The 21450-nt window shown below is 32.7% G+C and carries 20 protein-coding genes; all 20 read left to right on the plus strand.

Translation table 11 applies throughout. The features are described from left to right. Window positions 1–114 precede the first annotated feature (114 nt). The 20 genes from JHL18_RS23870 (at window position 115) to JHL18_RS23965 (ending at window position 21449) form a co-directional block, all read left to right on the plus strand. A complete protein-coding gene (locus JHL18_RS23870; RefSeq protein ID WP_200273975.1) occupies window positions 115–1659 on the plus strand; it encodes a phosphohexomutase domain-containing protein in 1545 nt (514 codons plus the stop codon). Between the two features lie 118 nt (window positions 1660–1777). After that, window positions 1778–2461 (plus strand): ribulose-phosphate 3-epimerase, encoded by a 684-nt coding sequence (locus JHL18_RS23875; protein WP_200273977.1) that lies wholly within the window; start codon window positions 1778–1780, stop codon window positions 2459–2461. Window positions 2462–2975: 514 nt separating this feature from the next. Continuing rightward, on the plus strand, window positions 2976–5846 hold the full coding sequence (locus tag JHL18_RS23880; RefSeq protein WP_200273979.1) for a sigma 54-interacting transcriptional regulator: 2871 nt from the start codon (window positions 2976–2978) through the stop codon (window positions 5844–5846). Window positions 5847–5865: 19 nt separating this feature from the next. After that, a complete protein-coding gene (locus JHL18_RS23885) occupies window positions 5866–6315 on the plus strand; it encodes a PTS sugar transporter subunit IIA (protein WP_200273981.1) in 450 nt (149 codons plus the stop codon). 24 nt (window positions 6316–6339) lie between these two features. Next, a complete protein-coding gene (locus JHL18_RS23890) occupies window positions 6340–6642 on the plus strand; it encodes a PTS sugar transporter subunit IIB (RefSeq protein ID WP_200273983.1) in 303 nt (100 codons plus the stop codon). Between the two features lie 21 nt (window positions 6643–6663). Next, window positions 6664–8082, plus strand: coding sequence for a PTS galactitol transporter subunit IIC (locus tag JHL18_RS23895; protein ID WP_200273985.1), 1419 nt, complete (start codon window positions 6664–6666; stop codon window positions 8080–8082). 618 nt (window positions 8083–8700) lie between these two features. Further along, window positions 8701–9750 carry a galactitol-1-phosphate 5-dehydrogenase gene (locus JHL18_RS23900; RefSeq protein WP_200273987.1) on the plus strand — a complete coding sequence of 350 codons (1050 nt, stop codon included), beginning with the start codon at window positions 8701–8703 and terminating at the stop codon, window positions 9748–9750. Between the two features lie 17 nt (window positions 9751–9767). Next, a complete protein-coding gene (locus JHL18_RS23905) occupies window positions 9768–10586 on the plus strand; it encodes a transketolase (RefSeq protein WP_200273989.1) in 819 nt (272 codons plus the stop codon). A gap of 2 nt (window positions 10587–10588) precedes the next feature. Beyond that, complete coding sequence (locus JHL18_RS23910; RefSeq protein WP_200273991.1) at window positions 10589–11506, plus strand: transketolase family protein; 918 nt, start codon at window positions 10589–10591, stop codon at window positions 11504–11506. A 16-nt stretch (window positions 11507–11522) separates the two neighbouring features. Next, the gene (gene rpe / locus JHL18_RS23915; RefSeq protein ID WP_200273993.1) at window positions 11523–12182 is read left to right on the plus strand and encodes a ribulose-phosphate 3-epimerase; all 660 of its coding nucleotides are present in this window, start codon (window positions 11523–11525) and stop codon (window positions 12180–12182) included. Between the two features lie 39 nt (window positions 12183–12221). After that, on the plus strand, window positions 12222–13754 hold the full coding sequence (locus JHL18_RS23920; RefSeq protein ID WP_200273995.1) for a phosphohexomutase domain-containing protein: 1533 nt from the start codon (window positions 12222–12224) through the stop codon (window positions 13752–13754). Then, entirely contained in the window at window positions 13754–14191 is a 438-nt protein-coding gene (gene rpiB, locus JHL18_RS23925) for a ribose 5-phosphate isomerase B (RefSeq protein WP_200274370.1), read from the plus strand. Before JHL18_RS23920 ends, rpiB begins: the two co-directional genes overlap by 1 nt. Window positions 14192–14439: 248 nt before the next feature. After that, complete coding sequence (gene araD, locus JHL18_RS23930; RefSeq protein ID WP_200273997.1) at window positions 14440–15138, plus strand: L-ribulose-5-phosphate 4-epimerase; 699 nt, start codon at window positions 14440–14442, stop codon at window positions 15136–15138. 216 nt (window positions 15139–15354) lie between these two features. Then, window positions 15355–16011 (plus strand): class II aldolase/adducin family protein, encoded by a 657-nt coding sequence (locus JHL18_RS23935; RefSeq protein WP_200273999.1) that lies wholly within the window; start codon window positions 15355–15357, stop codon window positions 16009–16011. Window positions 16012–16187: 176 nt separating this feature from the next. Then, window positions 16188–16808 (plus strand): DUF5105 domain-containing protein, encoded by a 621-nt coding sequence (locus JHL18_RS23940; RefSeq protein WP_200274001.1) that lies wholly within the window; start codon window positions 16188–16190, stop codon window positions 16806–16808. Window positions 16809–17254: 446 nt separating this feature from the next. Next, window positions 17255–18178: an aspartate carbamoyltransferase gene (gene pyrB, locus JHL18_RS23945; RefSeq protein WP_200274003.1), complete on the plus strand. Its 924-nt coding sequence runs from the start codon at window positions 17255–17257 to the stop codon at window positions 18176–18178. Beyond that, the gene (locus JHL18_RS23950; RefSeq protein WP_200274005.1) at window positions 18178–18618 is read left to right on the plus strand and encodes an aspartate carbamoyltransferase regulatory subunit; all 441 of its coding nucleotides are present in this window, start codon (window positions 18178–18180) and stop codon (window positions 18616–18618) included. The genes pyrB and JHL18_RS23950 overlap by 1 nt, the downstream gene beginning before the upstream one ends. A 3-nt stretch (window positions 18619–18621) precedes the next feature. Beyond that, window positions 18622–19833, plus strand: a complete 1212-nt coding sequence (locus tag JHL18_RS23955; RefSeq protein ID WP_200274007.1) for a dihydroorotase — start codon at window positions 18622–18624, stop codon at window positions 19831–19833. After that, window positions 19826–20725 carry an orotidine-5'-phosphate decarboxylase gene (gene pyrF / locus JHL18_RS23960; protein WP_200274009.1) on the plus strand — a complete coding sequence of 300 codons (900 nt, stop codon included), beginning with the start codon at window positions 19826–19828 and terminating at the stop codon, window positions 20723–20725. The genes JHL18_RS23955 and pyrF overlap by 8 nt, the downstream gene beginning before the upstream one ends. Next, on the plus strand, window positions 20709–21449 hold the full coding sequence (locus JHL18_RS23965) for a dihydroorotate dehydrogenase electron transfer subunit (protein WP_200274011.1): 741 nt from the start codon (window positions 20709–20711) through the stop codon (window positions 21447–21449). The genes pyrF and JHL18_RS23965 overlap by 17 nt, the downstream gene beginning before the upstream one ends. Window position 21450: the final 1 nt, after the last annotated feature.

A 21450-nucleotide genomic window follows, 5' to 3' on the forward strand; every position in this document is an offset into this window, starting at 1 on the left:
ATTGTATGTTTTCAATCAGTAATATGATGTATTAGGAAGAGTTTTTAAAACATAAGATATTATCTAAGCTTGAAATTAAACGTTATTATATTTAAGTAGCTAGGGGGAATTTTTATGATCGAAAAATTAAAGATGCTTCAAAACGGGACAGATATAAGAGGAATAGCTATTGAAAATTCAGAGCATAGCGTAAATTTTACACCTAGAGTAGCAAGGTTTATAGGACATGGATTCTTTAATTGGTTAAGAAATAAAAGTACTGATAATAAGAAAATTAGTATAGCTGTTGGAATTGATTCCAGGCTATCAGGTCCTTCCATTAAGGAAGAGGTAATAGATTTGCTAATTAATGTTGGGTGTGATGTTTACGATTGTGGTATGTGTACTACTCCTGCTATGTTTATGACTACAATACATGAAAGTTATAAATGTGATGGAGCTATAATGATTACTGCAAGTCATCTGCCATACTATTATAATGGCCTTAAGTTTTTCACTCCACAAGGTGGCTGTGAAAAAGAGGATGTAAGCGAGATTTTGAATATTGCTTGTGAAACTGAGCTTATTTTTACTGCAAAAGGTAGCTTAAATAAAATTGATTTTATAGAAGAATACTCAAATATTCTAGTAAATAAGATAAGAAAAGAAGTTAATTCGCAAGTTAATTATAATAAACCATTGCAAGGACTAAAGATAATCGTGGATGCAGGAAACGGTGCTGGTGGTTTTTTTGCAACTAAAGTACTTACAAGATTAGGGGCAGATACTGAAGGAAGTCAATTCTTAAATCCTGATGGAATGTTCCCAAATCATATACCAAATCCAGAAAACAAAGAAGCAATGAAATCCATAAGTAATGCTGTGATAAAATCAAGAGCAGATTTAGGAATAATATTTGATACTGATGTAGACAGAGCTGCAGTAGTTAGTGGTGATGGAACTGAGATAAACAGAAACTCACTTATTGCATTGATTTCAGCTATAATTCTAGAAGAACATCCGGGTTCAATAATAGTTACAGATTCAGTGACTTCTAATGGACTTAGAGATTTTATTACAGAGCTAGGCGGAAGTCATCATAGATTTAAAAGAGGATATAGAAATGTTATAAATGAATCTAAAAGAATAAATGAAGAAGGTTTAGACAGCCAGCTTGCTATTGAAACCTCAGGACATGCAGCTTTAAAGGAAAACTATTTCCTTGATGATGGAGCTTATCTTATTGCTAAAATACTTATTAAGATGGCAAAGTTAAAGGAACAAGGAAAGAAGATAGAAAGCTTAATAAGTAATCTGAAAAAACCTTTGGAAAGTATGGAAGTTAGAGTTAAAATAAAAACTGAAGAGTTTGGTAGTTATGGAAGTCAAGTTATTAGTGGTCTAAGAAATTATGTTCCGAATATTCCAGGTTGGAGTATTGAGGAGAAAAATTATGAAGGAATAAAAATCAATTGTGATAAATCTAACGGTGACGGATGGATTTTATTAAGAATGTCACTACATGAACCAGTGTTACCTATAAATATTGAGTCAGATTGTAATGATGGCACTAGTATTATATTAGATACTTTAACTTCATTTTTGAAGAAGTACGAGCAATTAGATTTGTCAGAAGTGAATGGGATGGAGAAAAAAGATAAGGAACCTATATTATCTTAGACTTAAATATATGGCATCTTTATAAACAAAGTTCTTTATATACTTCCTGAAGGTCCTATAAGTTATCAAGTGTCCCTACAAGATAACAAACTGTTGTGAATCATGGAGGTGTAAATAAATGAAACTAGCGGCATCAATAATGTGTGGAAATCAGTTGAATTTAGATAGAGAGTTAAAAGCTTTAGAAGAAGCAAAAGTAGATCTGTTACACTGTGATGTAATGGATGGAGTTTTTGTTAATAATTTAGCTATGGGTCCTTATGTATTAGAAGCCATAAAAAATGCTACTAACATCCCTTTGGATATCCATTTAGCTACTATAAATCCTGAAAAATATATAAAGATGTATTCTTACTTAAAGCCAGAATACATGTCTTTTCAAATTGAGACAAGTAATAATGTTGAAAGAGATATATATTTGTTAAGAGAACAAGGAATCAAGCCTGTACTCGCAATAAGTCCAGAAACTCCTATTGAAAATATTGAAAAGTACCTGCTAGAGGTAGAAATGATTTTAGCTATGACTGTGAATCCAGGCTTTGCTGGTCAAAAGTTTAGATATGAAGTAATAGAGAAAATAGCTAGAATTAATAAATTGCTTAAAGATAATCCTAGGAGACCAATGATAGAAGTTGATGGATGTATCAATAAAACTACGATGGAAGCTTTGGGGGATCAAGAAGTGGACGTATTTGTCTTAGGGACTTCAGCTTTGTTTAAAAACGATGGGAAAACATATAAGACAAAGATAGAAGAAATAAGAGAATCATATAACAATTGCTTTAAAGTTAATCAGAGATAATAACTATTAAAAATTTATCATAAAGTTAGTTTACCTACAATAGACTAAGTTTTATCTTAATATATATTTTATTATAGATATATAATAAAAATCCTTTGTAATTCATTAAACATTTGAATTGCAAAGGATTTTTTGCTTTCTTACACCATTTAGTAGAAATATGTACATATGAACAAATAAAGAATTTAAAATTGTAAAGAAATACAAACTTTTAGGGCTTATAATTACTGTGGTACAATAATTGCAACAATGAAAAGGAGTTTACTACGTTTTAACTATATGGATATGTATTAATGAAAACTATCTAAGATAATAACCAAGTAAAAATGTATATAAAGTTTTATTAAATTAGGAAAATTTTAAGAAAATGTATATACAAAAACGTAAGTACTTTTTTGAAAATGTATACATGAGTATATTATTGAGGCTATAAGCCAATTGGAAGGAGTGATTAATATTAGAAATATGGTTGGCACGACAATTGCTAAATAGTATAAGCGTAGGGGGACTTGATATGAGTTTGAAGGAAAAGTTTTTAAATCTAATAAAAAATGAAAATAAGAAAGATCCTTATACGGATGTTAAGCTTGCTAAACTCTTAGCTACCTCGAGAGAAAACATTACAGCTTTAAGAAAAGAGCTTAATATTGGAAATTCAAGAGAACGAAGAAAGCCATATCTCGAGAACACCATAGATGAAATATTAAAGAAGGATCCAAAAGTCAATATAAGTAAGATAACAAGACTACTTTTACAAGAAGGATTCGATATATCAAGACATGTTGTAGAGGAGATCTTAGAGGAAAGTGGCAAAAATCTTGAAGCAGTAAGTGACATTGAAGAAAGCTTAGATCCTTTTGAAAGCTTAACTGGATATAATGGCAGTCTTAATAGAGCTGTTGCACAAGCAAAGTCAGCGATCTTATACCCTCCATTTGGTCTTCCAACTTTAATAACGGGAGAAAGTGGAGTAGGAAAGACTCAGTTTGCAGAGTGTATGTATAATTTTGCAAGGGGCTTTAGAAGTGAAGCAGGTGACATGCCTTTTGTTATATTCAACTGTGCTGATTATGGTGATAATCCTCAACTTATACTATCTCTGTTATATGGCTATAAAAAGGGTGCCTTTACTGGAGCTGATTGTGATAGTGAAGGACTAGTAGAGCAAGCAGATAATGGAATACTTTTCTTAGATGAAATTCATAGATTGCCGCCTAAAGGTCAGGAAATATTATTCTCTATTTTAGATAGAGGAACCTTTAGAAGGCTGGGAGAGACAAAGAATGAAAGAAAAGTAAACATTATGTTCATAGGTGCAACAACGGAAAATATTGAATCAGAGCTTTTACTAACCTTTAGAAGAAGAATTCCTATGGTTATATCAATACCTTCTCTGAGAGATAGGTTTTTTGTTGAAAAAATCGATCTAATAAAGCAGTTTCTTCAACAAGAGTGCGACAGGATAAACTATAAGATCTACGTAGAAGGAAGAGTAATTGAAATTTTATCTTTAAAAAGATTTAGCGGTAATATAGGACAGTTAAAGAGTCTTGTAAAAGTTATCTGTGCAAGAGCTTTTATGAAACACATTAATAAAGAGGAAGACATAATCAATATAGGTTACGATGAAGTTCTTGAATCTAATATTGTTGATAATGGCTTGATGCTGGAGGATATAAATATCGTTGAGGTTAGAAAGTATATAAAGGACATAATATTTATACCTCATTCAGGAAATAAGCTTGAAATCATAAATAGAGAAGTGAAAGACAAAGATGTGGCATTAGAAGACTTTTACTCTCAAATAGAGAAAAAATATAATGAACTTTTAAAATTAGAAATGGCATCTAGTGAATGTGAAGAAATCTTATGGGCATTTATAATGAACAAATTTAAAGATTTAGGCTTCAAAAATGAAAAAGATCACCTAGTAACCCTAAATGAATTAGTTAATTTTGTAGATGCTGAATTAATTGAGCTAATAAAAGAACTTAAACTTAATATCATGAATCTTAATAAAGACTATAGCTTCAATGAAAACGTATTTATATATCTAGCTATTCATCTTGAAGAGGCCATAAAAAGGATAAGGCTTAAGCAACAAATAGTAAACATAAATCTTGGAAAAATAAAGAAAGAACTGAAGAATGAATATGAGATAGCTTTAAGTTTTTCAGAAAAACTTGAAAAGAAAAAGGATATAAAAATACCAGAAGATGAAATTGGTTTTATAGCGATGTATATAAATGCTATGACTGAAAAGAAACCTAATCAGAGCAAAGTTGGAGTGATTGTTCTCTCTCATGGACAAATTGCAACTGAGATAGTAAAAGTAACCAAGCAGTTATTAAACGTAGATTTTCCTATTGCGATAGATATGCCTTTAAGTGAAAGTCCATCAATAATATATGAAAAGGCATTGGTACTATCAAAAATTATTGATGAAGGAAAAGGAATAATTTTTCTAGTGGATATGGGTTCCTTAGTAAAGGTAGGAGAGTTAGTCACTGAGAAACTAGGAATAAAAACTAGAACCATAGACAGAGTAGACTTACTTAGTGTAATTGAAGCAGTAAGGAAGGCATCACTAAAGGATTGTGATCTTGATGAAATATACTTTAGTTTAACTAGGTCCAGGACAAACTATTCGAATTTAGTTGTAGAGGAAACTTCAAAACCAAAGGCAATAGTTACATTATGCTTGACCGGTGATGGAACGGCTTTGTTTATAAAAGAATCATATGCAAGAAAATATCCGAACTTAAAGATATTTCAGCTTGGAATGATGGATGAGAAACTAAAAGATAAAATCAAGGAAATACAGTGTAGTTATAAAATCATAGCAATAGTAGGAACTATAAATCCAGAAATTGAAGGAGTTAATTTTATACCATACGACCCATTATTTATGAATCATGGTTCTAGAGAATTAGAGTTTGTATTGAACCAAAATAAGCCAGATATAGATCCGATTTTTGATGATGACTTAATACTTTTTGAGCCAGATATTAAAAACTCAAAAGAGCTTATTGAAATAATGTGTTCACTCCTTATCAATAAAGGCTATGTAAATAAAGGCTTTATGAAGTCTGTTTTTAAAAGAGAAGAAGTTGTGCCTACATTCTTTAAAGGCGGAGTAGCGATGCCACATGGAGATAATTCGGAAGTTAAAAAATCATCTGTAGTTTTTGTAAAGCTCAAGAGACCAATAAATTGGGGGTTTGGAAATGTGCAGATCGTATGCTTACCAACGCTTATGGTAAATGACAAGAAGATTGTAAAGAGTATGCTTAAACCGTTTTTAAATCAAGAATTTATAGACGAACTAAAGGCAACAGCAAGCTTAGAAGAATTTAAAGAAAAAATTTATTATACATTAAATTAACTTAAGGAGTGAATAAGAGATGTTAGATTTAGATTTAATCGAACTAAAATTAAAAGCAAGTTCATGGAGAGAGGTTATAGAGAAATTAGGCTGTAATATGAAGTCTAAGGGATATGTTCTAGAAAGTTATGTTGATGCAGTAATCAGCAGAGAAGAAAAACTTCCTACAGGATTGCCAATAGATGATTTCAGCGTTGCAATCCCACACACTGACCCTGGACATGTAAACGAATCCGCTATAGCAATAGCGACTTTAGAAGAACCAGTAGAATTTAATATGATGATTGATCCAGAGCAAAAGACTAAAGTTCAACTAGTATTCTTACTAGCTGTGAAAAATCCTAATGCCCAAGTTACATTATTAAAGACATTGATGTCAGTATTCCAAAACAAAGAATTACTAATCAATATCCAAAATGCTGAATCAAAGCAAGAAATAAAAAAGCTATTAGACTGTCTAGCAGTTTAAATATAAAAAAGAGGAGATAAAATTATGAAAACTTTTAGAGTATTATCAGTATGTGGTTCAGGTACAGTTACTTCTTCAATGATTGCTGAAAAGCTTAAGGATGAATTAGAAGAAAGAGGAATAAGGATTACAGCAACAGAAGCAAAACCAACTGAAGCTTTAAATCTTGCACAAGGAGGTGGATTTGATTTTATAACACATACTAGTCCATTGCCAAAGGCTGATTATGGGATACCTACAATAAATGCTGTTGGATTTTTAACTGGCTTTGGTGAAGAAGAATTCTTAGACGAAGTTATGAAAGTTATTAAAGAGTTATCAAAATAGTAAGATAAGGGAGGTATTAATATGTTTTTTCAAATATTAAAACAAGTATTCGACACCTTTGGAGCACCTGTATTTGTGCCAATAATGATCTTTATAATTGCAAAGATATTAAAAGTAAAAACTAAAAAGGCATTTTTCTCAGCTCTATATGCAGGGGTAGGACTTGAAGGTTTCACGCTATTATTAAATTCATTTACACCTATAATATCACCAGTAGTTCAAAAAATGGTTGAAAATACAGGTATCCACCTACCAGTATTCGATGTAGGCTGGCAGGCAACAGCTCTAGTTGCATTTTCAACTGAACCAGGAATGATATTCCTAGCTGTTGGTTTAATAGTTCAAACAGGGTTATTCTTACTTAAATGGACTGACGTATTCCAACCTTCAGATTTGTGGAACAACTACTCATATATAGTTTGGGGATCAATGGTGTTTGTAGTAACCCACAATATGTTATTAGCATTAGGATGTATGATTCTACTAAATATGTATAGTTTATTAGTAGCAGAATTAATGGCAAAAAGATGGTCAACCTATTATGGGTATCCAAACTGTACTATAATAGCAATGCACAATATTGAAGCTGCAGTATTTACAGCTGCAATAGATCCATTATTAAATTTAATTGGATTCAATAAGATAAAGTTAAATCCACAGACTTTACAAAAGAAATTAGGATTCTTTGGTGAACCAATCTCCTTAGGTTTATTATTAGGTATGTTTATAGGAATATTAGGTAACTTTACTGCTTTAAACACATTAGCTGCTTGGGGCGAAGTAGCTAAGATGGGTATAGCAACTAGCTGTATCATGGCTATATTCCCAAGAATAGCTGGACTTTTTGCTCAAGCTTTCCTTCCAATAACTGAAGCAGCAAGAAAATCACTTAAGAAGGATACAAGTTCTACTCGTACTTGGTTCTTAGGAGTTAACGATGCAACAGGTTATGGAGAACCAGCAACTTTAATAAGTGGTGTAATGCTTATACCAATAATGGTAGTAGTAGCAATGGTTTTACCAGGAAATAAAGTTCTTCCAGTAGTTGATTTATTAGCTTTACCATTCATGGTACAAGGAATAATTGCATTAACTAATGGTAATATTGCTAAAACTGTAGTGAACGGTATAATATGGTTTGGTTTAGGATTATACATGTGTACTTATACAGCGCCGTTATTTACTCAGATAGCAGTAAGTGTTGGTGTATCTTTACCAGTAGGAGCTTTAATGATAACAAGCTTCAATATATTAGGAAAACCTTTAATGGGATTAGTTTTCTTAGCTTTCTTGAGCCAAAACCCAATATTTATCGCAATAGCAGTTGGGGTTTATGCAGTACTTCTAATTTTATTCAGAAAGAATAAGAATGCAGTTTATGATTATCTAGAAAAACAAGCAGATAAGAATGCTCAAGAGCAAATGCAAGAGGCCGTATAATAATATAAAATAAAGTTTAGCTGTACGAAGGTATTTGATAAAACCTTTGTACAGCTATTATTTTTTGTCTATTTTTATGGTTAGCTGAAATTAAGGTATAAGTTTTTAGTGATCTATGTAAAAAATAATAGCTTAATTATATTTTAAATTCTATAACCAGAACCCGTGAGGGGTTTAAAAATGCATTTCAGATCGAAGTGAACATTTTTATATAGGGTTTCATTACGAAAACTTAAGTTATGCATGTTCGAAAATCGTGGCTACTGAGGATTTTCGCGGCATGCATAAATTAATAGTTAACAGAAGTATCACTTAGTTTTATTAAATGGAACTGAATTATCTATATATCCAGCTTACAATGTGAAGAAATAATATAGTTAATAAGCTTAAATAAAAAGTCAGAAAAAGTATATACAAAACTCTTAAACATTTTGTGAAATAATAATTATTTTAGGAAAATGTAAGAAAATGCTTACAATTCCTTGAGGGGGGGGCCATTTCATAGATTTTAATTTTATGGAATATGTTTGGCACGGAGTTTGCTTATATAAATTAACGTAAGAAAACTTTTAATAAAAGATCTTTATAGAGGTCTTTGGGAAAGGAGAAATGACTGTTATGAATGGAAAAATGAAAGCAGCAGTTATACATGGAATAGGTGATATAAGATTTGAGATGATAGACATTCCTAAAATAGGAGAAAATGATGTGCTAGTAAAGGTTAAGTATGCGGGGATTTGTGGTTCCGACTTGCCTAGAGCAATGGTTAGCGGTGCAAGAAAATATCCTCTAGTTTTAGGACATGAATTCTGTGGTGAGATAGCTGAAATAGGAACAGCAGTTAATGGTTTTAAGGTAGGAGACAGAGTTGCAGTTGCACCACTGATTCCATGCGGTCAGTGTGAGTATTGCAAAGCAGGTAATTATGGTTTATGCGAAGATTATAACATAATAGGAACTGGAAGCGATGGAGCTTTTGCAGAGTACACTAAGGTACCAAAGGAGCACATATTAAAAATATCAGATGAATTGGATTTTGAAACAGCTGCAGGAATAGAGCCAGCAACTATAGGTTATCATGGCCTTGAAAAAGCTGAAATTAAGCCAGGAGATACTGTAGTTGTTATGGGATGTGGCCCTATAGGTCAGTTTACTATTCAATGGGCTAAGATTTTTGGAGCTTCAAAGATAATAGCAGTAGATATTTTCGCTGAAAAGCTTGAACTTTCTAAGCAGTTAGGTGCTGACATAACTGTTAACTCAAAGGAATGTGATGCAGTACAAACAATTCTTGAGCTTACAAAAGGTGGAGCAGATGTAGTAGCTGAAACTGCTGGAAGCAAGTTTACTCAGGAACAGGCAATCTTGGTTGCTAAGAAGAAAGGAAGGATAGTTTTCTTAGGAATATCACATTCAGATCTACCATTAAAGGAAAATGGAATTGAAAAAGTATTACGTGGAGAGATAAAGATTCAAGGTTCATGGAATTCATATACATCCCCATACCCAGGTAAAGCATGGCATGCAACTATTGATTTTATGGCAAAAGGACAAATACAGTTTAAACCAATGATATCACATAAAATTGGGGTCGAAGAGGTTGGTCAGTATTTATCAGACATGGCAAATAGAAAGATTTACTTTAATAAAGTTCTAGTACAATTTTAGTTAGAAAGGTGATTAAAATGAACTCATTGATACTTAAAAATATTGCGAAAAACATACGTCTTAATATTGTGGATATGATAACAGAAGCAAAGTCTGGACATCCAGGAGGATCCTTATCAATAGTAGAGATACTTACAGTTTTATATTTCAATGAAATGGATATAAATCCGGACAATCCTAAATGGTCAGAAAGAGATAGATTTGTATTGTCAAAAGGACATGCAGCTCCTGCCTTATATGCTACTTTAGCTGAAAGAGGATATTTTTCTAAGGGAGAACTAAAAAACTTAAGAAAATTCGGTTCAATATTACAAGGACATCCTGATATGAAGAAAGCTCCAGGGGTTGATATGTCAACTGGGTCTTTAGGACAAGGTCTGTCAGCAGCAAATGGAATGGCTTTGGCAGCAAAGCTAGATAAAAGTGACTATAGAGTGTATACAATCCTAGGTGATGGTGAGTTACAGGAAGGTCAAGTTTGGGAAGCTGCAATGAGTGCAGCACACTATAAGTTAGACAACTTATTAGCTTTTATAGATTTAAATGGATTGCAAATAGATGGCTCAAATGAAGAAGTTATGAATGTAAGTCCAGTAGATAAAAAGTTTAAAGCTTTTGGATGGAATGTTGAAGTTGTAGATGGACATGATATAGAACAAATAAAAAATGCACTTTCCAATGCAAAGGATGTTAAGAATATGCCTACAGCAATAATTTGTAAGACCGTTAAAGGTAAAGGCGTTTCCTTTATGGAAAATCAAGCTTCTTGGCATGGAACTGCTCCAAATGGAGAACAGAAAGATCAAGCGATAAAAGAACTTAAAGGAGGAGAGTAAAGATGAATATAGCTACTAGAGAAGCTTATGGAGAAGCCTTAAAGGAACTTAGCAAAAATGAAAAGATAGTAGTTCTTGATGCTGATTTAGCTAAGGCTACTAAAAGTATTGAATTTAAAAAATTTGCTCCTGAGAGATTTTTTGATATGGGGATAGCAGAAGGAGATATGATAGGAACTGCAGCGGGACTTGCTGCTTGTGGTAAGATTCCATTTGCTAGTACCTTCGCAATGTTTGCTGCAGGAAGAGCCTTTGAACAGATAAGAAATTCAGTGGCTTATCCAAATCTAAATGTTAAAATAGCAGCTACTCATGCAGGGGTAACTGTAGGTGAAGATGGGGGTAGCCATCAGGCAATAGAGGATATTTCTCTTATGAGAGGCATTCCAAACATGGTTGTTATTAGCCCTTCTGATGCGGTTGAGGCAAAGAAAGCAATTCTTGCAGCAGCAGAATATTACGGACCAGTATATATAAGATTAGGAAGAGCTGCAACTCCAGTGATACATGAAGAAGATTATAATTTCAGAATAGGAAAAGGAGAAATACTTACACACGGAGAGCATGTAGTTATAATAGCTACTGGAATAATGGTTGCAAAAGCGCTAGAGGCCGCAGAGGTTCTAAAAGGCGAAGGAATCAATGCAACAGTGGTAAATATTCATTCAATAAAGCCTTTGGATAGTGAGCTTATAGTTAATTTAGCTAGAAAGATAGGAAAGGTTGTAACTGTGGAGGAGCATAGTGTTGTAGGGGGATTAGGTTCTGCAGTAGCAGAAGTATTATCAGAACAATGCCCAACAATAATGAGAAGAATTGGTCTACAAGATGTTTTTGGTCAGTCAGGAACTCCTGATGCGTTACTAAAACATTATAACCTAACTGTTGAAAACATAGTAGCTACAGTTAAAGAACTTTAAGAAAAGGAGAGTAGAGATGGATATAAAGATATCACCTTCTATACTAGGCGCTAACTTTTGTAATTTAGAAAAGGATATAAAGACTCTCGAAGAGGGAGGAATAAAGGCTATACACATAGATGTTATGGATGGTAATTTTGTTCCTAATATAGCCTTTGGTCCTGATCAGATTAAAATGTTAAGAAAGATAAGCAGCACTCTAGAATTTGATGTTCATCTAGTGGTAGCAAATCCAGAGATATTCATTGATTCTTTAGTTGAAGCAGGTGCTGATACAATAACTGTGCATGTAGAAACTTGCACACATTTATATAAAACCATACACACAATTAAGAGCTTTGGTATTAAGGCTGGTATTGCGTTAAATCCAGCTACACCAATAGAAACAGTTAAACATGTAAGAGAGATGGTTAATAAAGTTCTTATTATGACTGTAGAGCCAGGATTCGGAGGACAAGCTTTTATTCCTGGTATGAAGGAAAAAATAAGAGAACTAAATGAGCTTAAGCTAAGCAATGGTTTAGATTTTGAAATCCAAGTTGATGGGGGGATAAATCTAGAAAATATAAGTAATGTTATTGAACTTGGATGTACAGATATAGTAGTTGGATCTGCAATGTTCGAGAACAACAATATCTGCGAGACTCTAAATCAGTTTAATAGCAAGATTAGCTAAAAATATCTAAGTATTTTTAATAAAAAGAAGGTATTTATTATGATAGAAGAACTTAAAAAACTTCAAAGTGGCACTGATATCAGAGGTGTAGCTATAGAGTATGACAATCTTAAGTGTAATCTTACTGTTGATAAGGTAAGAGCCATAGGTTATGGTTTTGCAGCATGGATAAAAACTAACAAATCAGATAAGGAAGATAAGGTAAAGATATCAGTAGGCATGGATTCGAGGTTGTCAGGACCAAGCTTAAAAACTGCAATAATTGAAGTATTAATGCAGTCTGGGTGTGAAGTTTATGATTGCGGTATGTGTACAACTCCAGCTATGTTTATGACAACCATTGTGGAGCCTTATAAGTGTGATGGAGCAATTATGATAACTGCCAGTCATCTTCCTTATTATTATAATGGACTTAAATTTTTTACGGTGAATGGTGGCTGTGAAAAAGAAGACATAACAAATATATTAAAACTTGCAGCTAACTTTAAAAGTATTGTTTCCAATAGTGGTGAAGTGAAGTCAATAAGTTTTATTGATGAGTATGCAGAGATATTAGTTAACAAAATAAGGAAAGAAGCCGCTTTAACTACTGAAATTAAAGTAGAAAAGCCTTTGGCAGGAAGCAAGATTATTGTGGATGCAGGAAACGGAGCTGGGGGATTTTTTGCAGGTAAGGTTTTAGAAAGCTTAGGAGCAGATACAGAAGGAAGTCAATTTATTGATCCTGATGGAAGGTTTCCGAATCATATACCTAACCCAGAGGACAAAGAAGCTATGAACTCTTTAAGTAGAGCTGTCTTGAGACATAAAGCAGATCTAGGAATAATATTTGACGCTGATGTTGATAGGGCTGCAATAGTTAGTAAAGATGGAAAAGAAGTAAACAAAAATTCATTGATAGCTCTGATTTCATCTATAGTACTTGAAGAACATCCAAAATCTTATATTGTTACTGACTCAGTTACTTCCACAGGGCTAAGTAAATTTATAGCTGATCAAGGTGGAGTTCATCATAGATTCAAACGAGGTTATAAAAATGTAATAAATGAAGCTAAACATCTAAATTTAGAAGGCAAGGAATGTCATTTGGCAATAGAAACTTCAGGCCATGCAGCATTAAAAGAAAACTATTTTTTAGATGATGGAGCATACTTGATTGCTAAAATATTAATAAAGATGGCTAAGTTAAGGAAAGATGGAAAGGAAATTTCTTACCTTATAAATGATTTAAAAGAGCCTAAAGAGAGTTCAGATATTAGATTGAAAATAAATACAGAAGATTTTAGAGCTTATGGTGAAAAAATAATATCCGAACTTAGAACATGTGTAAATGATTTACCTGGATGGAGCATAGAACCGGTAAATTATGAAGGAATAAGAGTAAACTGTGATAAAGCTAATGGCGATGGATGGTTCTTACTAAGGCTTTCCTTACATGAACCAGTACTGCCTTTAAATATAGAGTCCGATTCTTATGGTGGAATTAATATCATACTAGATAGACTTAAAAGTTTTTTAGAAGAATATCCACATTTAGATTGTACGGATATGAAGATCAAGGAGATGATTTAATGCTTGCATTAGGCTGTGATCATGGAGGTTATAGACTTAAAGAGATAATAAAAGATTATCTGGATAAGAAGAGTATTCAATATAAGGATTTTGGGTCCTTTTCGGAAGAAAGTGTTGATTACCCTGAAATAGCTATTAACCTAAGTGAAGAAGTTGCTAAAGGAAATTATGATAAAGGAATTCTTTGCTGTGGTACAGGTGTAGGAGTATCTATAGCTTCTAACAAGGTTAAAGGAATACGTGCTGCTTTGGTTGGAGATTGTTTCACAGCAAAAGCAACAAGAGAACATAATGACTCGAATGTTCTGTGCCTAGGGGGAAGAGTAATAGGAGAAGAATTAGCTCTTATGATTATTGATATCTGGCTTAATACTGAGTTCATAGGTAAGCATCACACTAAGAGATTAGATCAGATTGCAGACTATGAAAATAAATGATTAAAGGTCGTTATAAATACAGGATATTAAATTAAGTGGTCATCCATCTGAAAAAATCATTTAATTCTAATAGCTCGCTCATAGAGCATCTCCTGTATAACCACTTAAATTTAAAGGATCCTATTAACCATATAAAAATATAAAAATTTATGAATATATGATTATATAAATTTTAAAATATATAATTATAAAATTATATAAATATATAGTCATACCAACGATTTGAGAGATAATGGAGGTATATTATAATGTTAGAAGAATTAAAGAAAAAGGTATTAAAAGCAAATTTGGATTTACCTAGGCATGGATTGATTAAGTTTACTTGGGGAAATGTAAGTGCTATAGATAGAGAAAGTGGATTAGTTGTAATTAAACCAAGTGGAGTAGAGTATGACGATATGACTGAAGAGGATTTGGTGGTAGTAGATTTAGAGGGAAATGTGGTTGAAGGAAGCTTAAGACCATCATCAGATACTCCTACTCATTTAGTTTTATATAAAAATTTCAAAGACATCGGAGGAATAGTTCACACTCATTCACAATGGGCTACTACTTGGGCTCAAGCTACAAAGAGTGTTCCAGCTCTTGGTACAACACATGCGGATCATTTTTACGGTACAATTCCTTGTACTAGAGAGTTAAATGAAACTGAGATAAAAGGACAGTATGAGGAAGAGACTGGTAATGTCATAGTTGAGACTTTTAAAGATACAGATCCAAATCATATGCCTGGAGTATTGGTTTATAGTCATGGGCCATTCACTTGGGGAAAAGATGCAGATGACGCAGTACACAATGCAGTTATCTTAGAAGAAGTTTGTAAGATGGCTTACGATACTTTAAATTTAAATTCGGATATAGATTCAATAGATAATAATTTATTAGACAAGCACTTCTTAAGAAAACATGGTGCTAACTCTTATTATGGACAATCAAATAGAGGGTAGATAAAACTTTATAGAGTTCCTAACTCAACTATTAATTTATACATGCCCTAAAATCCCCAGAAGCCGGGATTTTAGAACAAGTATAAATTAAGTTTCGATATAGGAACTCTTTAGTAGCATGATAAATTAAAAATAAATCGTGCTACTAATTTTTTTAAAATGATTAAAGTTGTAATATACATCTAATAGAAATATTGTTTATGAGAGGTAGAGAAGATGTTAGAGAAGTTAAAAGAAGACTTGTTAGAGGTTGCTCAAGAAGCAGATAGACTTATGCTATGTAAGCACAAGTCTGGAAACTTCAGTATTTATGATGTAGAAACAGGATTTGTTGTAGTGACACCAGCAGGAAAAGATCGTAATAAGTTGAGCTCGGACGATATTTGTGTTGTAGATTTAGAGGCAAATGTTATCGAAAGCAAAGCTAATCTAAAACCAACTAGCGAATTACTAATGCATTTACAGATATACAAAGTAAGAAAGGATGTAAAGGCTGTAGTTCATACACATTCTAAATTTGCCACTACCTTTGCAGTATTAAAAAAAGAGATTCCTGCTATAGTATATGAATGCTCAGTACTAGGTTTAAAAAGTGGGGTTATACCAGTGGCACCATATGCAACACCAGGAACAAAAGCTCTTGCCCATAGTGTAATAGATCCAATTCAGATATCCGATGCAATTCTCTTAGAAAGCCATGGAGTAGTAACTTGTGACGAAACAATAGAAGAGGCACTTTTAAAGGCAAGTTATGTTGAAGAATTAGCTGAGATATATTATAGAGCACTTATGTTAAATCAAGGAAAAGAACCTAATATAGTAAGCTTAGAAGAACTAAATAAATGGAAATATCCTTCTGAAATTATTTTTTAAAACTATTACAAAACAATAATCAACTTTCAGTAACACATTCTCGTTATGTAAATATAATGATTAAGTAAATAAATTTCTTCGAGAAATATGGAAAAGTTTTAAAAAAATCCTTCTTTAATTTAGTATTAGGTGGGATTTATGTTTACTTAAATTATTAATTTATAAGGAGAATCTACATGAAAAATTTTAAAAGAATTAGTGTCGTATTTTTGACCCTCATACTTTCAGTTGTAACTTTAATATCTTGCGGTGGACCAAAAACAACTCCAGAAGAGAGTGCGAAAATAATTTTAGATGTAGTGATAAAAGATGATAAGAGTAGTATAGATAAGGTAGGTATAACTGAAAAAGAATATACTGGTATAAGAGAAGCTTTTGAGAATGGGTTGATGAAGGGGATTTCATCTGCAGGAGTAGATAAAAATATATTAACAAATGAAGTAAAAGATAAGTTTAAGAGCGATATACTTACAGGTTTAAAGAAAGTAAAATATGAGGTGAAGAAAATATCTGAAGATAAAGATACTGCAAAGGTAGAAGTGAAATTAAGTGGGTTTGATATGAATAAGATAGGAAAAGCTGCTCAAGATGAACTTAAGAAAAAGTATGAGGCTAATCCATCTATGACTGAAAAAGATATCTACCAAGAATCCTTTAAAATTGTTGGTGGAAAAATAGCTGATGGTGTTCTTGTTGAAAATCCAAAGACTATGACTTTGACTTTTACTAAAGAAAAAAACGTATGGATGCCAAAGGAAAGTGAGTTAGTTAACTTGATGTCTGCAATAGTAAATTAACTATAAATTTACACGATAAGTTGACAGCTTATATAATAAGTGATATCCTATGTTTAACAATTAACCTTTAACTTGATCCAGAGAGATCAATAAGGAAGTTATATTAATGCTAAAAAGAAGATAAACCGAGCAGAGTTATAAGTATATCCTAGTATTTTATGTGTACTTATGTAACATAAATAATTTATGGTTTATCTGTTTGCTACCGTAGCGATATTATGCCTTCCTTTATAGGAAGGCTTTTTTATTGTAAAGAAAAGTGTAAAGTTTTTATGGATGTTAAACATAGAAGTTTTTATGGCTTTACAGTAAAAAATAAAATTTATTCGGCTGCCTAACTTTCAGCATATACATTTGAAAAGGGCAGATTGGCAAAAAAATATTAGCGTTCTATATAGTTTTCCTTCTTTAAATTAACACCGAGATGTTAAAAAGGAGAGATGAATATGTTAAAAGGCAGAAGTCTAATAGATCCTATGGATTTATCAAAAGAAGAATTAGAAGAAATATTTAAATTAGCAAGTGATATAATGTCATGTCCAGAAGAATTTTCTAAAGTTTGCGATGGCAAACTACTAGCAACTCTTTTCTATGAACCAAGTACTAGGACAAGATTCAGTTTTGAAGCCGCTATGATGAGACTAGGTGGCAAAGTAATTGGATTTTCAGAGCCTAATTCAAGTTCTGTCTCTAAAGGTGAATGTCTTGCAGACACAATAAGAACTGTGGGCTGCTATTCAGATATAATTGCAATCAGACATCCAAAGGAAGGTTCAGCAAAGGTAGCGTCTATTTACTCCGAAATTCCAGTTATCAACGCTGGAGATGGAGGTCATCAACACCCTACACAAACTTTAACTGATTTACTGACTATCAAAGAGCTTAAAGGTACCTTTAACAATATGACCATAGGTATATGCGGTGATTTGAAGTTTGGTAGAACAGTACATTCCTTACTTAAAGCCATGTCAAGATATGATAATAATAGATATGTATTAATTTCTCCAAGTGAACTAAAAGTCCCTGATTATATAAGAGAAGAAGTTTTAAAAAAGAACAATATAGAGTTCATGGAAGTGGAAACTTTAGAAAACTCAATAGAATCACTTGATATACTTTACATGACTAGAGTACAAAAAGAAAGATTCTTTAACGAAGCAGAATATCTAAGACTTAGAGATAGTTATATCTTAGATAAAGAAAAATTAAAGAAGGCGAAAAAAGATCTTATGATAATGCATCCACTACCTAGAGTAAATGAGATTGATTATGCTATAGATGAAGATGAAAGAGCCTGTTATTTTAAACAAGCTAAATTCGGAATGTATGCAAGAATGGCACTAATCGCAAAGCTTTTGGGGGTGAGATAATGCTTCAAGTTACAAGCATAAAAAAAGGTATCGTTATAGATCACATCACAGCTGGAATGGGAAACAGCATATATAAGTATCTAAACTTAGATAGTGCGGATTACTCTGTAGCACTCATAAAAAACGTAGAGAGTAAGAAGTTAGGAAAAAAAGATATTATAAAGATTGATAATGTAATTGATATCGATTATGAGATATTAGGACTTATATCACCTTCAATCTCAATAAACATTGTTGAAGGCGAGAATATAGTTAAAAAGCTTAAACCAAAACTTCCAAGTGTAGTTGAAAACTTAATAAAGTGTAAGAATCCAAGATGTATTACTACAGTAGAGGACTATATTCCTCAAAGGTTTGTACTTACAAACTTAGAAAAAGGAACTTATCGATGCAGTTATTGCGATGAAGAACATAAACTTACGATGAGACTGGAGGAATAGATTATGGACTTACTGATAAAGAACGCCAACATTATAGATGCTAGTCATAGCTTTTATGGTGATATATATATAAAAAGTGGAAAGATTGAAGAAATAGCTAGTAATATAAGCGATAAAAACTGTGAGCTTGTAGATGCTGAAGGACTTACTGTTATGCCTGCTTTTGTTGATATGCATGCTCATTTTAGAGAACCAGGCTTCACTTATAAGGAAGATTTATACACTGGTTCAAAAACAGCAGCTAAAGGTGGATATACCACAGTTAATCTAATGGCAAATACAAACCCTATTTGCAGCTCAAAGGAAGTTCTAGATTATGTTTATAAGAAGAACGAAGAGGCTGACTTAATAGATGTACATCAATGTGTATCTATAACAAAGAATTTTGATGGACAGACAATAACCCATTTAGAAGAATTTTCTGATGAAGTAAAGGCAATATCTGATGACGGAAAGGGAGTTTCAGATTCCAAAGTCATGATGGAAGCTATGAAGAAAGCTAAGGAGATGGATTGGTTAGTAATATCTCATGCTGAAAGTCATGAATTTTCCGATATAGATATGCGACTTGCAGAAAATATGATGACTTGGAGAGATGTTAGTCTTGCAAAGTATACTGGTGCGAGGCTTCATATGGCCCATGTAAGTACAAAAGAGGCTATGAAATATGTAATAGACGGAAAATGCGAAGGGGTAGATGTAACATGTGAAGTAACTCCACACCATATAGCATTAAGTGATGAGGTTTCAAATTACAGAGTTAATCCTCCAATAAGACCTATCGAAGACGTGAATTTTCTAGTTAAGGCTATCGAACATGGAGATGTAGATGTAATAGGTACTGATCATGCGCCGCATTCATATGAGGATAAAGAAAAAGGTGCACCTGGACTTATAGGACTTGAGACAGCATTTCCAATATGTTATACCAAGCTTGTAAAGGAAAAATATATAAATTTAAATAGGCTTAGTGAGATGATGAGCTCAAGGCCAGCTGAACTTTTGAAATTAAATAAAGGTAAGATTTGTCCTGGGTATGAAGGGGATTTAGTGATACTTAATCTAGAGAAAAAGTTCAAAGTTAAAGAAGAAGATATACTTTCAAAAAGTAAAAACACTCCATTTTTAGGATGGGAGTTTTATGGAGTAATCGAAAAGACAATAAAAGCTGGGAAGATAATTTTTGATAGGCAGGGGGAAGCGTTAAATGAGTAATCAAATAGTTGATAAATTATATGAAAAGGTAGAAAAAAACGGGGTAGTATGTGTTGGGTTAGACACTGATATAAGCTACATCCCAAAACAATTGCTAAGTAAATTTGCAAATATTGAGGATGCTATCTTTGAATATAATAGGAGAATAATTGATGCAACCTTTGATGTAGCAGCCTGTTTTAAGCTACAAATTGCCTATTATGAAGCTCTAGGAATACCAGGACTTGTGGCATATAGTAAAACACTGAAATATCTTAGAGAGAAAGAGTTAATTACAATCGCAGATATAAAAAGAGGAGACATAGCAGCAACTGCAAAGATGTATGCAAAGGCACATTTTACAGGAGAATTTGAGAGTGATTTCATAACCTTAAATCCATATATGGGGATGGATAGTATAGAACCATACTTACCATATCTAGAAAAGCATAATAAGGGAATCTTTACACTGGTTAAAACCTCAAACAGTGGCTCAGGTGATATACAAGACTGCACAATAGAAGGTAAAAATGAAGTTTACGAACATGTAGGCAGTATGATAGAAACCTTAGGAAAAGATTATATAGGGGATAGTGGATACAGTTCTCTTGGAGTTGTAGTTGGATGTACACATAGAGAGCAAGCAAAAAAGCTTAGAAAAAGTCTTGCAGCATCATACTTCTTAATACCTGGATATGGTGCTCAAGGTGGAAGTGCAGAAGATGTTGCTCTTTCACTAAAAAGTGGTAATGGTGGTGTGGTAAATTCCTCAAGAAAGATATTACTTGCATATAAAGAAGAAGAAAATTTCGTAAACTTTGAAGACAGTGCAAGAAAAGAAACAATAAGGATGAGAGACGATATAAAGAGAGCAGTTCTTGATCTGGAGGGCAAAAATGAAGGCAAACTATAAAAAAGTTAAGATAATAGATAATGTAAACTTAGTAAGTAACATTTATAAGATCTCCTTAGCTTGTGATGATTATATTGTATCTGGTCAATTTTATATGCTTAAGCCTAAAAGAGCGCTTCTAGGTAGGCCAATATCAATCTGTGAGAAAAGAGATGGAGTTATATCATTTTTGTATGCTGTAGTAGGAAAAGGTACTGAAGAATTCAAAGAACTAAAAAAAGATGAATTCATAGAAGTAATTGGCCCCTTAGGAAATGGATTTGATGAAAATAAGCAGTTTGGTAGAGTTGCATTAGTTGCTGGAGGAATAGGCATAGCTCCAATGCTTCAGTTGTCTAAGACAATAAAAGATAATGGTGTTTCAGAAAATATAGACTTATATGCTGGCTTTAGGGATGATATTTACTTAATTGAAGAGTTAAAAGATTATGTAAATGAAGTATTCTTAGCTACTGACAAAGGAACTTATGGACATAAAGGTTTTGTAACTGAGATTATAGATTACTCAAAGTACGATACAGTATTATGCTGTGGACCAGAGGTAATGATGAAGAAGGTAATTGATGGAGCAAAAGCAAATAATGTAGATATATATGCATCTATGGAAAAACATATGGCTTGTGGTGTGGGAGCATGTCTTGTATGTACTTGTAAAACAAAAGAAGGCAATAAAAGAACTTGCAAAGATGGCCCTGTATTTAATGGTCATGATCTAGAACTTTAGG

The sequence above is a fragment of the Clostridium yunnanense genome (assembly GCF_016595795.1).
In the GTDB taxonomy this organism is placed as follows: Bacteria; Bacillota; Clostridia; order Clostridiales; family Clostridiaceae; genus Clostridium_AR; species Clostridium_AR yunnanense.